Annotated in this window: 17 protein-coding genes; 7 read left to right on the plus strand and 10 right to left on the minus strand. The window is 65.2% G+C overall.

Annotation, left to right across the window (positions count from 1 at the left end):
- Positions 1–14: 14 nt before the first annotated feature.
- The 4 genes from ACFC2Y_RS02410 (at position 15) to ACFC2Y_RS02425 (ending at position 3,743) form a co-directional block, all read left to right on the plus strand.
- Positions 15–695: an orotate phosphoribosyltransferase gene (locus ACFC2Y_RS02410; RefSeq protein WP_375173459.1), complete on the plus strand. Its 681-nt coding sequence runs from the start codon at positions 15–17 to the stop codon at positions 693–695.
- A 406-nt stretch (positions 696–1,101) separates the two neighbouring features.
- Complete coding sequence (locus tag ACFC2Y_RS02415) at positions 1,102–2,595, plus strand: replicative DNA helicase (protein WP_375173460.1); 1,494 nt, start codon at positions 1,102–1,104, stop codon at positions 2,593–2,595.
- Positions 2,595–2,717 carry a hypothetical protein gene (locus tag ACFC2Y_RS02420; RefSeq protein WP_375173461.1) on the plus strand — a complete coding sequence of 41 codons (123 nt, stop codon included), beginning with the start codon at positions 2,595–2,597 and terminating at the stop codon, positions 2,715–2,717. The genes ACFC2Y_RS02415 and ACFC2Y_RS02420 overlap by 1 nt, the downstream gene beginning before the upstream one ends.
- Positions 2,718–2,894: 177 nt before the next feature.
- Positions 2,895–3,743, plus strand: coding sequence for a DUF1194 domain-containing protein (locus ACFC2Y_RS02425; RefSeq protein ID WP_375173462.1), 849 nt, complete (start codon positions 2,895–2,897; stop codon positions 3,741–3,743).
- A 10-nt stretch (positions 3,744–3,753) separates the two neighbouring features.
- On the opposite strand, the gene ACFC2Y_RS02430 is transcribed toward ACFC2Y_RS02425, so the two are convergent.
- The 10 genes from ACFC2Y_RS02430 to uxaC are packed head-to-tail and all read right to left on the minus strand — an operon-like array spanning position 3,754 to position 14,024.
- The gene (locus ACFC2Y_RS02430; RefSeq protein ID WP_375173463.1) at positions 3,754–5,235 is read right to left on the minus strand and encodes a UxaA family hydrolase; all 1,482 of its coding nucleotides are present in this window, start codon (positions 5,233–5,235) and stop codon (positions 3,754–3,756) included.
- Positions 5,228–6,415, minus strand: coding sequence for a mannonate dehydratase (uxuA, locus tag ACFC2Y_RS02435; protein ID WP_375173464.1), 1,188 nt, complete (start codon positions 6,413–6,415; stop codon positions 5,228–5,230). Before uxuA ends, ACFC2Y_RS02430 begins: the two co-directional genes overlap by 8 nt.
- Positions 6,408–7,865, minus strand: coding sequence for a mannitol dehydrogenase family protein (locus ACFC2Y_RS02440; protein WP_375173465.1), 1,458 nt, complete (start codon positions 7,863–7,865; stop codon positions 6,408–6,410). The genes uxuA and ACFC2Y_RS02440 overlap by 8 nt, the downstream gene beginning before the upstream one ends.
- Positions 7,855–8,598, minus strand: coding sequence for a 2-dehydro-3-deoxy-D-gluconate 5-dehydrogenase KduD (gene kduD / locus ACFC2Y_RS02445; RefSeq protein ID WP_375173466.1), 744 nt, complete (start codon positions 8,596–8,598; stop codon positions 7,855–7,857). Before kduD ends, ACFC2Y_RS02440 begins: the two co-directional genes overlap by 11 nt.
- A complete protein-coding gene (kduI, locus tag ACFC2Y_RS02450) occupies positions 8,595–9,419 on the minus strand; it encodes a 5-dehydro-4-deoxy-D-glucuronate isomerase (protein WP_375173467.1) in 825 nt (274 codons plus the stop codon). The genes kduD and kduI overlap by 4 nt, the downstream gene beginning before the upstream one ends.
- Before the next feature lie 10 nt (positions 9,420–9,429).
- On the minus strand, positions 9,430–9,744 hold the full coding sequence (locus ACFC2Y_RS02455) for a cupin domain-containing protein (RefSeq protein ID WP_375173468.1): 315 nt from the start codon (positions 9,742–9,744) through the stop codon (positions 9,430–9,432).
- A 10-nt stretch (positions 9,745–9,754) separates the two neighbouring features.
- Positions 9,755–11,035: a TRAP transporter large permease gene (locus tag ACFC2Y_RS02460; RefSeq protein ID WP_375173469.1), complete on the minus strand. Its 1,281-nt coding sequence runs from the start codon at positions 11,033–11,035 to the stop codon at positions 9,755–9,757.
- Between the two features lies 1 nt (position 11,036).
- Positions 11,037–11,561, minus strand: coding sequence for a TRAP transporter small permease (locus ACFC2Y_RS02465; RefSeq protein ID WP_375173470.1), 525 nt, complete (start codon positions 11,559–11,561; stop codon positions 11,037–11,039).
- 59 nt (positions 11,562–11,620) lie between these two features.
- The gene (locus ACFC2Y_RS02470; protein ID WP_375173471.1) at positions 11,621–12,592 is read right to left on the minus strand and encodes a TRAP transporter substrate-binding protein; all 972 of its coding nucleotides are present in this window, start codon (positions 12,590–12,592) and stop codon (positions 11,621–11,623) included.
- Between the two features lie 25 nt (positions 12,593–12,617).
- Entirely contained in the window at positions 12,618–14,024 is a 1,407-nt protein-coding gene (gene uxaC, locus ACFC2Y_RS02475; RefSeq protein WP_375173472.1) for a glucuronate isomerase, read from the minus strand.
- Positions 14,025–14,135: 111 nt separating this feature from the next.
- On the opposite strand from uxaC, the gene ACFC2Y_RS02480 reads away from it, so the two are divergent.
- From ACFC2Y_RS02480 to alr, 3 genes are all read left to right on the plus strand, one after another.
- Positions 14,136–14,831 carry a GntR family transcriptional regulator gene (locus ACFC2Y_RS02480; protein WP_375173473.1) on the plus strand — a complete coding sequence of 232 codons (696 nt, stop codon included), beginning with the start codon at positions 14,136–14,138 and terminating at the stop codon, positions 14,829–14,831.
- A complete protein-coding gene (locus ACFC2Y_RS02485; protein ID WP_375173474.1) occupies positions 14,828–15,754 on the plus strand; it encodes a sugar kinase in 927 nt (308 codons plus the stop codon). Before ACFC2Y_RS02480 ends, ACFC2Y_RS02485 begins: the two co-directional genes overlap by 4 nt.
- A gap of 112 nt (positions 15,755–15,866) precedes the next feature.
- Complete coding sequence (gene alr, locus ACFC2Y_RS02490; protein WP_375173475.1) at positions 15,867–16,910, plus strand: alanine racemase; 1,044 nt, start codon at positions 15,867–15,869, stop codon at positions 16,908–16,910.
- Positions 16,911–16,916: the final 6 nt, after the last annotated feature.

The raw sequence follows: 16,916 nt of genomic DNA on the forward strand, positions 1-16,916 counted from the left end.
AGAAAGGCCCGACCATGATCCCCAGCTCCTACCCCGCCCAGGAAGACATCGCCCGCCTGACCGCCGGGATGCTGCTGGACATCGAGGCGGTGCATTTCAACTCGACCGAGCCCTTCACCCTGGCCTCCGGCCTGCCCTCGCCCACCTATATCGACTGCCGCAAGCTGATCTCCTTCCCGCGCATCCGCGCGACGCTGATGGATTTCCTGACCTGCACGGTGATGCGCAACGCGGGGCTGGAGAGCTTTGACAACATCGCCGGTGGCGAGACGGCCGGTATCCCCTTTGCCGCGCTGGTGGCCGAACGCATGGCGCTGCCGATGACCTATGTGCGCAAGAAGCCCAAGGGGTACGGCCGCAACGCCCGCATCGAAGGCGCGATGAGCGAAGCGCAGCGGGTGCTGCTGGTGGAGGACCTGACGACCGACGGCGGCTCCAAGATCTCCTTCGTCGACGCGATCCGCGACACAGGCGCCACCTGTGGGCACACCGCGGTCATCTTCTACTACGGCATCTTCCCGGAGACGGAGAAGACGCTTGGCGATCACGGGGTGGCGCTGCATTACCTCTGCACGTGGTGGGACGTGCTGGCGGAGGCGCGGCGGCGCGACAGTTTCGACGCCGAGACGCTGAACGAGGTCGAGGCCTTCCTCAAGGCGCCGCGCGCCTGGCAGGAGGCCCGGCAGAAGGGCTGACGAATCGCGGACGGGCCCGGCGCCTGTGCCGCATTGCGGCAGGTCCGGGAATATCCAATCGCTCCTATGCGAAAGTACAGTTTGCGCGCGTCGCGGGATTTTCGGCCCTGTGCAGGATTTCAGCAACGCTCGGTTGACGCACCCACCATATGCGGAGAAAATTTCGCAATGGCTGACCATATATGGTAGGGTCAGGAAATACCCGGTTATCCACAGGATATCCAGATTGCTACTTTCGGGGACAGTCCGCTATCTCCATCTTCCATAGGATGGTTACCGCGCGGTTAACGACTTGGGGGCGCGGAAACACATTTGACCAGTACGAGCAGAAAATCGGGGAAGACGCGACTTCGGCATGTGACGCCGGGGGTGTGGTCGTGTCAACAGGCGTGAGGAAGAGCAGTTCATGAACGATGTTGCGGTCTTCAATGCATCGGGCGCCCCGGCACCCGAAGTGGCTCAGGCAGACACCGTTCCGCATTCTATCGAAGCGGAGCAGCAGCTGCTTGGTGCGCTTCTCACCAACAATGACGTCTATGACAGAATCGCTCAGCTGATCGGGGCTGAACATTTCTATGAACCGGTCCACGGCCGCATCTTCGAGGTTGCAGCAGCGCGCATTGCAAAGAACGCGCTGGCGACCCCGGTGACGCTCAAGGCCTTTCTGGAGGATGACGAGGGACTGAAAGAACTGGGCGGGCCGGGATACCTGGCCCGCCTTGCCGGCGCGGCCATCGCGGCCTACGCCGTGCGGGATTACGCGCAGATCATCTATGACCTCGCCATCCGGCGCGAGCTGATCAACCTCGGCCAGGATATCGCCGCCGAGGCGATGCGGATCGACGTCGCGAACGAGCCCAAGGAACAGATCGTCAAGGCGGAACAGAAACTCTACAAGCTGTCGGAACAGGGCTCCGCCGAAAGCGGGTTCCAGTCGTTCCTGTCTGCCGTGACCTCTGCCGTGAACGTGGCCAACGCCGCCTATCAGCGCGAAGGCGGGCTGGCGGGCGTCTCCACCGGGCTGATCGACATGGACAAGAAGCTGGGCGGGCTGCACAAGTCCGACCTTCTGATCCTTGCCGGCCGTCCCTCCATGGGGAAGACCTCTCTGGCGACCAACATCGCCTTCAACGTCGCCAAATCCTACAAGCGCGGCATGCTGCCCGACGGCACCGAAGGGGCTGTCGAGGGCGGCGTCGTGGGCTTCTACTCGCTGGAGATGAGCGCCGAACAGCTGGCCGCGCGGGTTCTGTCCGAAGCGGCTGAGATCCCGTCCGAAAACATCCGACGCGGCGACATGACCGAGGGCGAGTTCCGTCGTTTTGTCCAGGCGGCCAAGGATCTGGAGGCCTGCCCGCTCTTCATCGACGACACCCCCGCCCTGCCGATCGCGCAGCTGGCCGCGCGGGCGCGGCGGCTGAAGCGGACGCATGGCCTGGACCTGCTGATCGTCGACTACCTTCAGCTGGTGCGCGGGACGGCCGAGAACCGTGTGAACGAGATCGCCGAGATCTCCATGGGTCTCAAGGCCATCGCCAAGGAACTGAACGTACCCGTGATCGCGCTGTCGCAGCTGTCACGGCAAGTGGAAAGCCGCGAAGACAAGCGGCCCCAACTTTCCGATCTTCGGGAATCAGGCTCCATCGAGCAGGACGCCGACGTTGTGATGTTCGTCTTCCGCGAGGAATACTACGTGGAACGCGAGAAACCTTCGGATGACAAGCTCGATGAAATGGCCGCCTGGCAGGAACGGATGGAAAAGCTGCACGGCAAGGCAGAGGTCGTCATCGGCAAACAGCGTCACGGGCCGATCGGCACCGTGGAGTTGAGCTTCGAAGGGCGCTTCACCAAGTTCGGCAACCTCGTGAAACCTTGGCAACAGGGCGAAGACGGGTACTGATGGCGACAGTCGAACGCATCACCCCCGATACTCTCCACCTTCTGGAACGTATCGCGGAGGATGTGTTCGACGACCGCATCAATGGAGGTCACCTCTCGGTGATGGCGATCTCTGCGATTTAAGGGGCTACCTCGAAAGCGCCACCTTCCTGACCTTTCACTGGACCCTCAGTCCACCCCCCAGACAGGCCAAGTTCGCGGAATTCGATCTGCGCTGAGCAAGGCGGCATTCCGCTTCACCTTTTCGTGCAGGCGGCAGTTTGTCTGGACAGAACGCGGCGCATGGCGCGACACTTCCCCATGCTTCGCCCGCTTGCCCTTCTGGCCGCGATGGCCCTCACCCCGCCTGCAGTCGCGCAGGGCGAACCCTACGATCCCGACGCCATCGAGGTGGATGTGGAGTTGCTGCTCCTGGTCGATGTCTCGCGCTCCATGACCATCAACGAGTTGGAGATCCAGCGGCGCGGCTACGCCGAGGCGCTGGTCTCGCCCGAGGTGCTGACCGCGATCAACGGCGGCATGCTGGGCAGCGTCGCCATCGCCTATGTCGAATGGGCGGGCAGCTATTCCCAGAGGATCGTGCAGGACTGGGCCATCGTACGCACCCGCGAGGATGCCCAGGCCTTTGCCGATGCCATCGCCCTGCATCACACGGCGGGGATGCGGCGCACCTCGATCTCCTCGGCCCTGACCCTCGGGGCGGAGTATTTCCGCGCCAACAAATTCACCGGGCTGCGGCGCGTCATCGACATATCGGGCGACGGGCCGAACAATGACGGGATGCCGGTGTTGCGCGCGCGGGATGCGGTCGTGGCCCAGGGGATCACGATCAACGGCCTCCCACTGATGACGCGCGAGGGGATGGGCGGCATGTGGACCATCGACCGGCTGGACCTCTACTACCGCGACTGCGTGGTGGGCGGGGTCGGCGCCTTCGTGGTGCCGGTGCTCGACTGGTCGGAATTCGCCGCGGCAGTGCGCAAGAAGCTGGTGCTGGAGATCGCGGGCGAAATGCCCGACAGGCGGCAGGCGGAACACTGGGACATGCCCGGCAGCGCGCGTGTTGACCAGGTGCAGGCGGACCCCTCCACCGACTGCTTCATCGGCGAGAAGATCTGGGAGCGTTACCGCGAGTCCTGGGAACCCTGAGAGGCGCGACTCACATCACCGCGCCGATCTGCCAGGGCACGCATTCATGATCGCCCAGCCCGAGGCCCTCGCTTTTGGTCGCCTGGCCAGAGGCGGTGTCGAGAATGGCGCGATAGATCTCCTCGCCCTTCCCTTGCAAGGTGCTGCCGCCGCTCAGGATATCGCCGCAGTTGATGTCCATGTCGTCCGGCATGGCGCGGAAAAGGCGGTCGTTCGTGGCCAGCTTCAGCGTCGGCGCGGGTTTGGAGCCGAAGGCCGATCCGCGCCCGGTGGTGAAGAGGACCATATGCGCACCGCCCGCGATCTGACCGGTGGCGGAGACCGGATCGAACCCCGGCGTGTCCATGAAGATCAGGCCCCGGGTCGTGACGGCCTCCCCATAGGCCAGCACATCGCTCAGCGGCGCACTGCCCGCCTTGGCCACCGCACCCAGGGATTTCTCCAGGATCGTGGTCAGCCCCCCGGCCTTGTTCCCCGGCGAGGGGTTGTTGTCCATCGTCGCGCCGTTCAGTGCGGTGTACTTCTCCCACCAGGCGATGCGGGAGAGCAGCTTCTCCCCCACCTCCTGCGTCACGGCGCGGGACAGCAGCAGGCTTTCGGCGCCATAGATCTCGGGCGTTTCGGACAGCACGGCGGTGCCCCCCTCGGCCACCAACCGATCCATGGCCAGGCCAAGCGCGGGGTTGGCGGTGACACCCGACAGGCCGTCCGAGCCGCCGCATTGCAGGGCGATGATCAGCTCCGAGGTCCGGCAGGGCTCGCGCTGCACGTCGTTGACTTGCGGCAGCAGGGTCGCCAGCTTGTCGAGGATCGCCTCGACCGTGGCCGTGGTGCCGCCGGTGTCCTGAATGGTCAGCCCGTGGAACTGATGTGTGCCGCCCGCGCCGAAACGGGCCTTCATCTGCGCGATCTGCATGACCTCGCAGCCCAGCCCGACAAAGATCGCGGCCCCGGTGTTGGGATGGGTGGCATAGCCCCACAGCACCCGTTGCAGATTGTCCCATCCGGGGCCGGAGGCGGCCATGCCGCAGCCGGTGCCATGGGCCACGGCAATCACCCCGTCGACATTGGGATAGTCCTGCAACATGCCGCGCCGCTCCGCCTCCTCCGCCGCGCGGCGGATCACGGTGGCAGAGCAGTTCACCGTGGCGCAGAGCACGACGTAGTTGCGGATGCCGACGCGACCATCGGCGCGGCGGTAGCCCTGAAACGTGCCGGGCGAGCGCGGGGCGACGGCGGCGCGAGCGGCCTCCACCTGGTCCCCGATGCTGTGGTCGGTGGCGTGAGCGGACATGGCCAGGTTGTGGCTGTGAACATGATCGCCTGCCGCGATATCGGTCAGGGCGGTGCCGATGACCTGGCCGAACTTGCGCAGCGGCGCGCCCTTGGCAATGGCGTGGCGGGCGATCTTGTGGCCTGCCGCCATGCCCGGCACGGCCTCGGTCAGGATGGCGACGTCATCGTCGGGATGCAGGACAAGCGGGTCAGCCATGGGACACCCCTGCCTTCAGCCCGGCGATGACCCCGCGCAGTTCCGACAGGCCCCGCAGCCGCCCGATCAGCGGATAGCCGGGGTGCGTCTTGCGCCCGATGTCCTGCAGCAGCGCATGGCCGTGATCGGGGCGGAAGGGGATGGCGTGGTCGGCGCGCCCCACGGCCCGGCGTCGCGCCTCTTCGTCCAACAGCGCCCTCATGACCGCCGGAAGATCGGTGTCCCCCTCCAGATGGGCGGCCTCCTGAAAGGATCCGTCGTTCTCCTTCGCCACGTTGCGGAGGTGGGCGAAGTGGATGCGGTCGGCAAAGCGGGTGGCGATCCGGACCGGATCATTCGCAGGGTTCGCGCCGAGCGAGCCGGTGCAGAGCGTCAGCCCGTTAGCGATACTGTCCTGCATGGCGAAGATCCTGGCGATGTCCTCCTCCGACGACACGATGCGTGGCAGGCCCAGGATCGGGCGCGGCGGGTCATCGGGGTGGATACACAGGCGGATGCCCAGCTCTTCGGCCGTCGGCACGACCTCCGCCAGGAAGCGGGCGAGAGAGGCGCGCAGATCCGCGGCGGTAAAGCCTTCCCAGGGGGCCAGTGCGGCGCGCAGCCCCTCGACGTCGAACCGGGCGTAAGCGCCGGGCAAACCGGCCATGATGGCCGTCAGCAACGTGTCACGGTCGGCCTGTTGAGACCGGTCGATCCAGGCCTTCGCCCGGGACAGGACGTCGGGGTCGACACCCTCCTCCGCGCCGGGGCGGGCCAGCATGAAGGCGTCGAAGGCCGTCATGCGCATCATGTCGAACCGCAGCGCAGTGCCGCCCGCAGGCAGGGGCGCGTCCAGATCGGTGCGGGTCCAGTCCAGCAGCGGCATGAAGTTGTAGCAGACCGTGGTGATCCCCTCGGCCGCGAGGTTCGCCAGCGATTGCCGGTAATTGGCGAAGAGGCGGTCAAGCGGCCCCACCCCGCGCTTTATATCCTCGTGCACCGGCAGGCTTTCCACCACCGACCAGCAAAGGGGGTTTTGCTGTGCGACCAAGGCCTTGCGGGTTGCGATGGCCTCCCTGCTCCAGACTTCACCATAGGGAATTTCATGCAGGGCGGTGACAATGCCCTGTGCCCCGGTCTGGGCAATCTCCGCGAGGGAAATATCGTCAAGGGGGCCAAACCAGCGCCAGGTCTCATCCATTGGCATAGTCCTTCACACAGGCATGGGCGCCGCGGGTGGCCAGATCCTCATAGGCGCGGGTCAGCGCTTCGGCGAGGCCCGGGGTCGCGGCCAGATCGGCGGGGAAAATCGTGTCGAAGGCCAGGAAGGCGGCGACCTTGTCCGCAGCGGTGGAGGCGGCGTCGGAGGCGGATTTGAGCGGCCCGGCCAGCGGGTCCTTCAGCGTGATCTCGCGCCCTGCATCATCGACCCCGCCCATATAGCGCATCCATCCCGCCACGGCGAGGATCAGCCCCGGCGCGGGACGCCCCGCCGCCAGTGTCTCGGCCAAAGTGCCCAGCAGGCGCTGCGGCAGTTTCTGGCTGCCGTCCATGGCGATCTGCCAGGTGCGGTGGCGGATCGCGGGATTGCGATAGCGCGCCAGCAGGGCATCGCAATAGGCCTGCAGATCCTCCCCCTCGGGCTGGGCGACTGTCGGCAGGATCTCATCCCGCCAGAGGCGCAGGAGCATCCGGTCATAGCCCGGCGCGGTCACCGTCTCGGCAATCGTTTCGAACCCGGCAAGATAGCCGAGGTAGGCGAGCGTCGAATGGGTGCCGTTCAGGCAGCGCAGTTTCATCGCCTCATGGGCGGCGACATCGCGGACCATCTGCGCCCCGGCCTCTTGCCAGGCGGGGCGGGCACCGTCGACAAAGTCATCCTCGATGACCCACTGGCGGAAGGGTTCGCAAAAGACGGCGGCGGCGTCATAGGCCCGGGTGCGCGCGGCGAGACGATCCAGATCCTCGGGCGTGGTCGCGGGTGTGATCCGGTCGACCATGGACGAGGGAAAGCGCCCCTTCGCCGCGATCCAGTCGGCCAGATCGGGGTCGAGGGCGCGGGCGAAATCCAGCACGATCCCACGGGCCAGGTGGCCATTGTCGGGCAGGTTGTCGCAGGATTGTACGGTGAAGGGGCGCGCCCCGGCGGTGCGACGGCGCGCGAGGGCAGTGACGATGAAACCGACGGCAGTCACCGGGGCCTCCGGGTGGGCCAGATCATGGGCCACATCCGGATCGTCGAGGTTCAGCCGCCCGGTGGCGGGGGCGTGGCGATAACCCTTTTCGGTGATGGTGAGCGAAACGATACGCACCGCCGGATTGGCCATGGCGGCGATCACCGCGGCGGGGTCTTCGGGCGCGACCAGGACCCGGGCGATGGCGTTCACCGGCTGCGGCGTCTCGCCCTCCGGACCGAGGGTGACGACCTGATAGGCGCCGCCCTGCGGGTCCAATTGGTCGCGGGCGGTCGGACTTTGCAGGCTGACCGCCAGAATGCCCCAATCCCCCCCGGCGCGGGTCATCGCCTCGTCAGTGTAGACGGCGTTGAAGGCGCGGAAGAAGGCACCGGGGCCAAGGTGGACGATGCCGATTTTCGGGGTCGGCGCGCTGCGGCTGAACCGGGGGTATGTCGCGGCGGGGTCAGCGGGCAAGCCACCCTCCATCCACATTGATGACCGCCCCGTGAACATACTGCGCGGCGGGCGAGGCCAGGAAGGCCGCCGTGCCGCCGATGTCGGAGGGATCGCCCCATCTGCCGGCCGGGATCCGCTCCAATATCGCCTGGTTGCGGTCCGGGTCGTTGCGCAGCGCCTCGGTGTTGTTGGTGGCGATATAGCCGGGTGCGATGGCGTTCACGTTGATGCCCTTCGCGGCCCATTCATTGGCCAGGATCTTGGTCAGCCCGGCCACGCCATGTTTCGACGCGGTGTAGGAGGGCACGCGGATGCCGCCCTGAAAGGACAGGAGCGAGGCGATATTGACCACGGCGGCGGGCAGGGTTTCGGCGGCCAGTGCGGCGCGGGCAAAGGCCTGGGTTGTGAAGAAGAGCGCCTTGAGGTTCACATCCATCACCGCGTCCCAGTCGGTCTCGGTGAAGTGCAGGCTGTCCTCGCGCCGGATGATCCCGGCGTTGTTGACCAGGATCGAATAGCCCGCGCCGTCGAAAACCCCCTGCGCGGCCATCGGATCGGCGAAATCGAGGATCAGCCCCTCGGCCTCGCCCCCCGCCTCGCGGATCATCGCGATCGTTTCGTCGCAGTCCCGCCGTCCGGCGCAGGTCACCCGTGCCCCCTGCGCGGCGAGCGAGATGGCAATCGCCTGTCCGATGCCGGTATTCGCGCCTGTCACCAGCGCGCGTCGGTTGTCGAGGGAAAAGGCGGTCACCGCAACTCTCCCGGCTGGACGAAGTCCATGTCGGTATAGTCGACATTGTCGCCCGCCATGGCCCAGATGAAGGTGTATTCGCCGATCCCCGCACCGGAATGGATCGACCAGGGGGGCGAAAGCGTGGCCTGTTCATCGGCCACGATCATGTGGCGGGTTTCCTGCGGTTCGCCCATGAAATGGACCACGCGCGAGGCCTCGTCCATGCCCCAGTAGAGGTAGGCCTCCATCCGGCGGTCGTGCAGATGCGCGGGCATGGTGTTCCAGACGGAGCCGTCGACAAGCTGGGTATAGCCGAGGACCAGTTGGCAGCTCTCCATCACCAGGGGGTGGATGAACTGGTTGATGACCCGCTTGTTGGAGGTAGCGGCCTCGCCCATCTCGACCTTGACCGCGTCGGCGATGGTGATCAGCCGGTTCGGGAAGGTCGCATGGGCCGGGGCGGAGGTGATGTAGAACCGCCCCTGCCCTTCAAAGGTCACCGCCCCTGCGCCGCGCCCCAGGTACAGGACATCGCCACGTTCCAGCGTCCAGCTGTCGCCGCCCGCCTTCACCGTGCCGGTGTCCCCGATATTGACGATCCCCATCTCGCGGCGGTCGAGGAAGCTGTCGGTGCGGGTCTCCTCCACCTTGTCCAGCGTGAGCGACCCGCCCGCAGGCACCGCGCCGCCCAGGGTGAACCGGTCGTAATGGGTATAGACCAGCCGGATTTCGCCCTCGCGGAACAGGCCCTCCGCCAGGAAGTGGCGGCGCAGTGTGTCAGTGTCCATGGTCTTGGCGTGGTCGGCGTGGATGGCGTGGCGGGTTTCAACGGTCAGCATGGGGTCTCCTTCAGAGAAAATCGTCGCGGCGGGGGGTGAAGGTGTCGATCAGGCGGCCTGCCTCCTGGCAGGTGCAGCCATGGATCGCACCGGAGGGGATGACAAAGCTGTCCCCCGGGCCGATCTCGAAGCTTTCTCCCGCGATCTCGAAGGTGAAGCGCCCGCTTTCGACATAGGTGGATTGAACATGGGGATGATTGTGCGGCGCGCCCTGTGCCCCCTTGTCGAAGGTGAAGGAGACGACCATCAGATCCGGACTGTCCGACAGGACCTGGCGGACAACACCGTCAAGCTGATGCGCGGGAAAGGATTTCACATGGGTCATCTTTGGCACCTCATTGGAACAGGGAGGGCAGCCAGAGCGACAGGGCCGGCACATAGGTGACCAGCATCAGCGTCGCGACGGCCGCGCCATAGAACGGCAGGATGGATTTCATGACCTGCCCGACAGAAACCCGCCCGACCGCACAGCCGACAAACAGCACTGATCCCACAGGGGGCGTACACAGGCCGATCCCGAGGTTGAGGATCAAGATGATGCCGAAATGCACCGGGTCCACGCCATAGGCGGTGGCGACGGGCAGGAAGATCGGCGTGGTGATAACGATCAGCGGCGACATGTCCATGAAGGTGCCCAGGGCCAGCAGCACGAGGTTGAGCAGCAGCAGGATCACGATCGGGTTGTCCGACACGCCTTTCAGCGCCTCGACCAGCGCCGCCGGGACGCGCATGTAGGCCAGCAGCCAGCCGAAGGCCGCCGCGCAGCCGATCACCAGCAGCACCATCGACGAGGTCCGCACCGCGTTCAGCGTGGCATCGACGAAGGCCTCCCAGTTGAGCGTGCGATAGGCAAGGATCGTGACGAGGATCGCATAAACCACGGCAATGCAGGAGCTTTCGGAGGCGGTGAAGACGCCGGAACGCACGCCGCCGAAGATGATCGCGACGAGGATCAGGCCGGGGATCGCGTTGATCAGCAAGCCCATGACGGCGCCCAGGCCGGGGAAGCGTTCGGTCGGATAGCCGCGGCGGCGGGCGATGTACCAGGCCACAATCATCAGCGACAGTGCCAGAACGAGACCGGGGATGATCCCCGCGGTAAAGAGATCGGCGATGGAGAGGCGGCCGCCCGCGGAGATCGAATAGATGATCAGGTTGTGCGAGGGCGGCAGCATCAGCGCGATGATCGAGGACATGACCGTCACGCTGACCGCATAGTCCCGGTCATAGCCGCGTTCGGCCATCTGCGGGATCATGATGCCGCCGATCGCCGTGGCATCCGCCGCGGCCGATCCGGAGATACCGCCGAAGAGGACGGAGGCGGAGATATTCACCTGCCCCAGCCCGCCGCGCAGGTGCCCGACGATCCCGCCCGCCAGCGCCACCAGACGCCGGGCGATATCGCCGCGCACCATCAATTCGCCGGCGTAGATGAAGAAGGGGATCGCCATCAGGGCAAAGACCGAAAGGCCGGAGTTCAGCTGCTGGAAGACCACCACAGGCGGCAGGCCGATATAGGCGATGGTCGCGAAGGAGGAGGCGCCGAGGCAGAAGGCCACGGGCGTTCCGATCAGCAGAAGGAAGGTGAAGGATCCGAAAAGGACGAAAAGTTCCATGTCACTCGGGCTCCGCCAGCTTGTCGGCAAAGCGCGTCGTGGGCAGCCCCACGGCGCGGCGCAAGAGCCGCTCGATAGAATAGATGACCAGAAGGGCACCCCCGGTGATCAGCGCAAGGAAGGCAACGCCGCCGGAGATGCCGAGGTTGGGAATGGTGGTCGGCCAGGTCTTCATCGCCAGTTGCAGGCCATAGACGACCATCCCCCCGCCGAAGGCCACGACCACGATATCCGAGATCGTGAAGGCCACGGCCTTGGACCTGGGGCCGAAAAGGAACAGCAGCACGTCGAAGCTGAGGTGGTTGCCCTCACGAATGCCGGAGGCCGCGCCGAGCAGCAGGAACCATCCCATGATCAGGACCGAGCTGCTTTCGGTCCAGGTCGGCGTGTCGTTCAACACGAACCGGCCGAAGACCTGCCAGGCGATGAAGATGGTCATCAGCACCAGCCCGACGCCAGCCAGCCGGATCGAGAGCCCGGCCACGCGATCCAGCACGGCGGACAGGTTTTCCACGAATTTTCTCACGTTGCCCGCCTCTCAGGACATGGGACACCCGACGCCTGGGCCGGGTGCCCCGTCAGGGATCACTCGACGGCGCGGATGCGCGTGACGAGGTCTTTGAGTTTGTCAGAGGTGACGTGCTTCTCATAGACGACATCCATCGCCTCGATGAAGGGTGTCTTGTCGATGTTCTCGACGATCTCGACACCGGCTGCGCGCACCTTCTCCTCGGAGGCTTTCTCGCGGGCGACCCAAAGCTCACGCATGATCGGCATGGAGTCCTTCGCCGCCTGACGGATCAGGTCCTGATCCTCGGCGCTGAGGCTGTCGAATTTGGCTTTCGACATCACCAGGACCTCAGGCACGATCAGGTGCTGGTCGAGGGTGTAGTAGCCCGCCACCTCATAGTGACCCGAGCTTTCGAAGGAGGGCCAGTTGTTCTCGGCCCCGTCGATCACGCCGGTCTGGATCGAGGAATAGACCTCGCCATAGGGCAGCGGGGTGGCGTTGCCGCCCAGGGCATCCACCATGTCGACAAAGACGTCGGACTGCATGACGCGGAATTTCAGGCCTGCGATGTCCTCGATCGAGGTGATCGGTTTCTGGCTGTTGTAGAAGGAGCGCGAGCCGCCGTCGTAATAGGCCAGCCCCACCAGGTCATGGTTGGAGAATTCGCCCAGGATCTCGTCCCCGATCTCGCCATCCACGACGTTGTGCATATGCTCGACCGAGCGGAAGATATAGGGCAGCGAGAAGACCTTGGTTTCCTCGATGATGTTGTTGAACGGCCCGAGGGAGACGCGGTTCAGGTCGATGACGCCCAGTTGGGTCTGTTCGATCGTGTCCTTCTCCTGCCCCAATTGTGCGGAGTGGAAGACCTCGACACAGATGCGGCCGTCGGACCGTTCCTCCAGCATTTCGCCCATGGCCTCGACCGCGGCGACGGTCGGATAGCCTTCGGGGTGGGTGTCAGACGAGCGCAGCGTGATTTCGCAGGCCTGGGCCGCAGCGGAGGCGGCAAGTAGAGCGATGGCGCTCGTTGTGATCAGTTTCATTTTTTCTCCTCCCAGAAAATGGCTGTCACAGGCGGTAGGCCTCTTTTGCCAGCCGATAAGTGAGGTCGTGAGCGACCTCGAATGCCTCGCTTTCGACGAGCCGACCCGTGCCGACAAGCGTCGCGAGATAGGCACAATCCGACCGCCGGGCAACGTCGTGCCGGGCGGGGATTGAACAGAAGGCGCGGGTGTCATCGTTGAACCCGGCCGTATTGTAGAAGCCTGCAGTTTCCGTGACCGTCTCGCGGAAGCGGCGGATGCCTTCGAAACTGTCAAAGAACCACCAGGGCGGGCCAAGGCGCAGCGCGGGATAAGCGCCTGCCAGCGGCGCCAGTTCGCGGCCATAGGTGGTTTCGTCGAGGGTGAAGAGGATCACGGTCAGATCCGGCTCCATCCCCACGGCATCCAGCAGCGGCGACAGCGCCGCCACGTAATCGGTCGGCCCCGGAATATCGAAGCCCTTGTCCCGACCGTGCCGCGCAAAGACGCCCGCGTGATGGTTGCGGCGCGCGCCAGGATGGATCTGCATGACCATCCCGTCCTCGACGCTCATCCGGGCCATTTCGGTCAGCATCTGGGCGCGGAACAGCTCCGCCTCCTCCGCGCTGACGCCGGGTTTGAGGACCTTGTGATAAAGCGCCTCGGCCTCCGCAGCGGGCAGATCGGCGGTGCGGGCCGTGGGATGGCCATGGTCCGTCGCCGTGGCGCCATGTTCGCGAAAGAAGGCGCGGCGCTTGCGATGCGCGGCGAGATACCCTTGCCAGGTGCCGATATCCTCTCCGGTCAGCGCGCCCAGTTCTTCGACATTGGCGGCGAAACCCTCGAAATCTGGATCGACAACCGCGTCGGGCCGATAGGTGGTCACCACCCTGCCCGTCCAGCCGCTTTGCCGGATGCGGCGGTGCCATTTGAGATCGTCCAGGGCGCCCTCGGTCGTCGCCAGAACCTCCACCCCGAACCGGTCGAAGAGAGCGCGGGGGCGGAACTCCGGCTGGTCCAGCATGGCGTCAATCTGATCGTAATAGGCATCGGCGGTGTCTGCGTTCAGCGGCTCGGTCATTCCGAAGACCTCGCTGAAGGCATGGGCCAGCCACATGGCCGAGGGCGTCGCGCGGAACAGATGCTGATGCGCCGCAAACAGCCGCCAGATCGCCCGCGGATCGGTTTCCACCGGGCCGCCATCGACGCGCGGCACGCCCAGTGCCTCCATCGGGACACCCTGGGACACCAGCATGCGGAAAACATAGTGGTCGGGGATCACGAAAAGCTCTGCCGGATTGGGAAACCTGGCGTTCTCGGCAAACCAGCGCGGGTCGCAATGGCCATGGGGGCTGATGATCGGCAGGTCCTCGACCGACTGGAACAGCGCCCGGGCCAGATCCCGTGAGGACGGGTCAACCGGGAACAGACGATCTGGATCCAGCAAGGGCATGAAACCTCTCGATTCTCGCAACTTCTTGCATACTAATATGCTAGTTGATTAGTTGTGTCAAAAGATGAAATAGTGGTATCCGACCGGCAAGATGTTTTCGGGGTTCCTCAGATGGCCACTTTGTCCTTGGCGACCATTCAATCCACTCCTGTGACGACGACGGATCAGGTGTTCGAGGCGCTCTACGCGGCCATCGTATCCTTCGAGCTACCTCCAGGCACCAAGGTTTCGGAGGCCGATATCGCCAAGCAGATGGATGTCTCGCGCCAGCCCGTGCGCGACGCCTTCTTTCGGCTGTCCAAACTCGGCTTTCTGGCAATTCGACCGCAGCGCGCGACCCTGATCACCAAGATTTCGGTCGAGGCGGTCCAGCAAGCCGCCTTCATCCGCATGGCGCTGGAGCTGGCCTGCGTGACAGAGGCGATCAAATATATGGACGCCGATGCGATGCGCCGGATCGACGAGGTCCTGGCTGGCCAGAAGAAGGCGGTGGAGGACAAGGACGGGTCGGCCTTTCACGCGCTGGACGATGCGTTTCACCGCACGATCTGCGAGATCGGCGGACGGGCGCATGTGTGGAACGTGATCCGCGAATACAAGGCGCATGTGGATCGGGTGCGCTATCTTTCCCTGCCCTTCAGCCTGGATATCGCCTTTAACGAACACTTGGGGATTCGCGACGCCTTTGCCGCGCGGGATGACGAAACGGCCCGGGCGCTGATGCGCGCGCATCTGGAGCGGATCCTGCGCATCATGGATCAGATCCGCGACGAGAATACCGAGTTTTTCGAGGATGTCGCGGCGTGACCCGGATCCTCTCCATCGGTGAATGCATGGTTGAGTTTGCGCCCGAGGCGAGCGGACTATACCGCCGGGGGTTTGCGGGCGATACGTTCAACACGGCGTGGTATCTGCGGCAGCTTGTCGGCAAAGAAACCGCGGTGGCCTACTATTCGGCCATTGGCGATGACGCGGCCTCGGCGGAGATGGCGGAGTTCATCCGCGGGTCCGGGATCGGCTTTGACCCCATGATCCGCCCGGGGGCATCCGTCGGCCTCTACATGATCTCGCTTGTGGAGGGGGAAAGGAGTTTCTCCTACTGGCGCTCGGCCTCCGCCGCGCGGTCCATGTTCGACGGCACCGGGACAGTGGCGCCGGAACCGCTGCGCGCGCTGGCGGCGGGTGATCTGCTGGTCTTTTCCGGCATCACTGTCGCAATCCTGCTGCCCGAAACCCGCGCCGGTTTCCTCGATCTGGTGGCGGAGGCGCGGGGGCGCGGCGTGACTGTGGCCTTCGATCCGAACCTGCGGCCGCGCCTCTGGCCCTCGGACGATGTCATGTGCGACTGGATCAGCCGGGCGGCGCGGCGGGCGGATATCCTGCTGCCTTCTCATGAGGACGAGGCGCGACATTTCGGCGATGCCACGCCGGAGGCCACGGCGCAACGTTACATCGATGCGGGGGCCGGGATCGTGGTGGTCAAGAACGGCGGCGGCGAGGTTCTGATCGCCCCTGCCGACGCCCCGCTGCAGCGCATTCAGCCGGAGCCCGTGGCGCAAGTGGTGGACAGTACCGCCGCCGGGGACGCCTTCAACGCCGGCTTCCTCGCCCAGTGGCTGGGTGGCGCATCGCTGTCCGAAGCCGCGCGGGTCGGGTGCCGCGTCTCGGCCCAGGTGATCGGGCAGCGCGGGGCGCTGGCCCGGATCGACCCGTTGTCGGTGATGGGCTGAGCGCCCTCGCCACAGGCGGGCCACCCCGGCAAGGTAACCTCAGACCCGGACAATGCGCCGGAGGATGCCGATAGCCCTTGCACCGCCTCTGACCTGACTGCAAAAGAGCCGCATGAGCACCGCACGATTGACCGTCGACCTCGATGCGCTTGTGTCCAACTGGCGCGCGCTGGATTCCCTGAGTTCCGACACGGTGGAGACCGCCGCCGTGGTCAAGGCCAACGGCTATGGCCTCGGCGTGCAGCCGGTGGCCCGGGCGCTTTTCAAGGCCGGGGTGAAACGCTTTTTCGTCGCCGTCGCCGAAGAGGGCGCCGCCCTGCGCGACGTGCTGGGCCCCAATGCCGAAATCAACGTCTTTTCGGGTCATATGCGCGGCGACACGGATATGTTCGGCGACCTCAACCTGGTTCCGATGATCAATTCGATCGACCAGATGCTGCGCCATGTGGAGGCCCTGCCCGGCCATCCCTTCGGTATTCAGCTCGACACCGGCATGAACCGTCTGGGGATGGAGCCGGAAGAATGGGTCGCGCTGAGCGAGACGGCACTGAACCTCGGGCCGAACCTGATCATGTCGCATCTGGCTTGCGCGGATGAACCGGATCACCCGATGAACCGCCAACAGTTGGAAACTTTCCATCAGCTGACCGACGGTCTGTCGGTGCCGCGCTCGCTGGCCGCGACGGGCGGCATCCTGCTGGGGCCGGAATATCATTTCGACATCACCCGCCCCGGCGTCGGCCTTTATGGCGGCCTGCCTTTCGCCGATGCGATGCCGGTGGCCCGGCTCGACCTGCCGGTGATCCAGACGCGGGAGTTGCAGGCCGGGGAAACGGTCGGCTACGGCAACACATGGACGGCCACGGAAAAGACCGTGATCGCCACCGTCGCGGCGGGATACGCCGATGGCATCCACCGGATCATGGGGCCGAAAACTTCGCTCTATGCCGGGGATGTGCCCTGCCCGATCCGGGGCCGGATCTCGATGGATCTGATCGGGGTCGACATCACGCATCTGGAGGAAGAGCCGCAGGGCCTTACCCTGCTTGGCCCGCAGCAGACGGTGGATGTGATCGCCGACAATGCCCAGACCATCGGCTATGAGGTGCTGACGGCCCTCGGCGGACGCTTCTCGCGCCGGTACAAGGGGGGCTGAGGTGGT

This window comes from Pseudooceanicola sp. (assembly GCF_041987405.1).
Lineage (GTDB): Bacteria > Pseudomonadota > Alphaproteobacteria > Rhodobacterales > Rhodobacteraceae > Pseudooceanicola.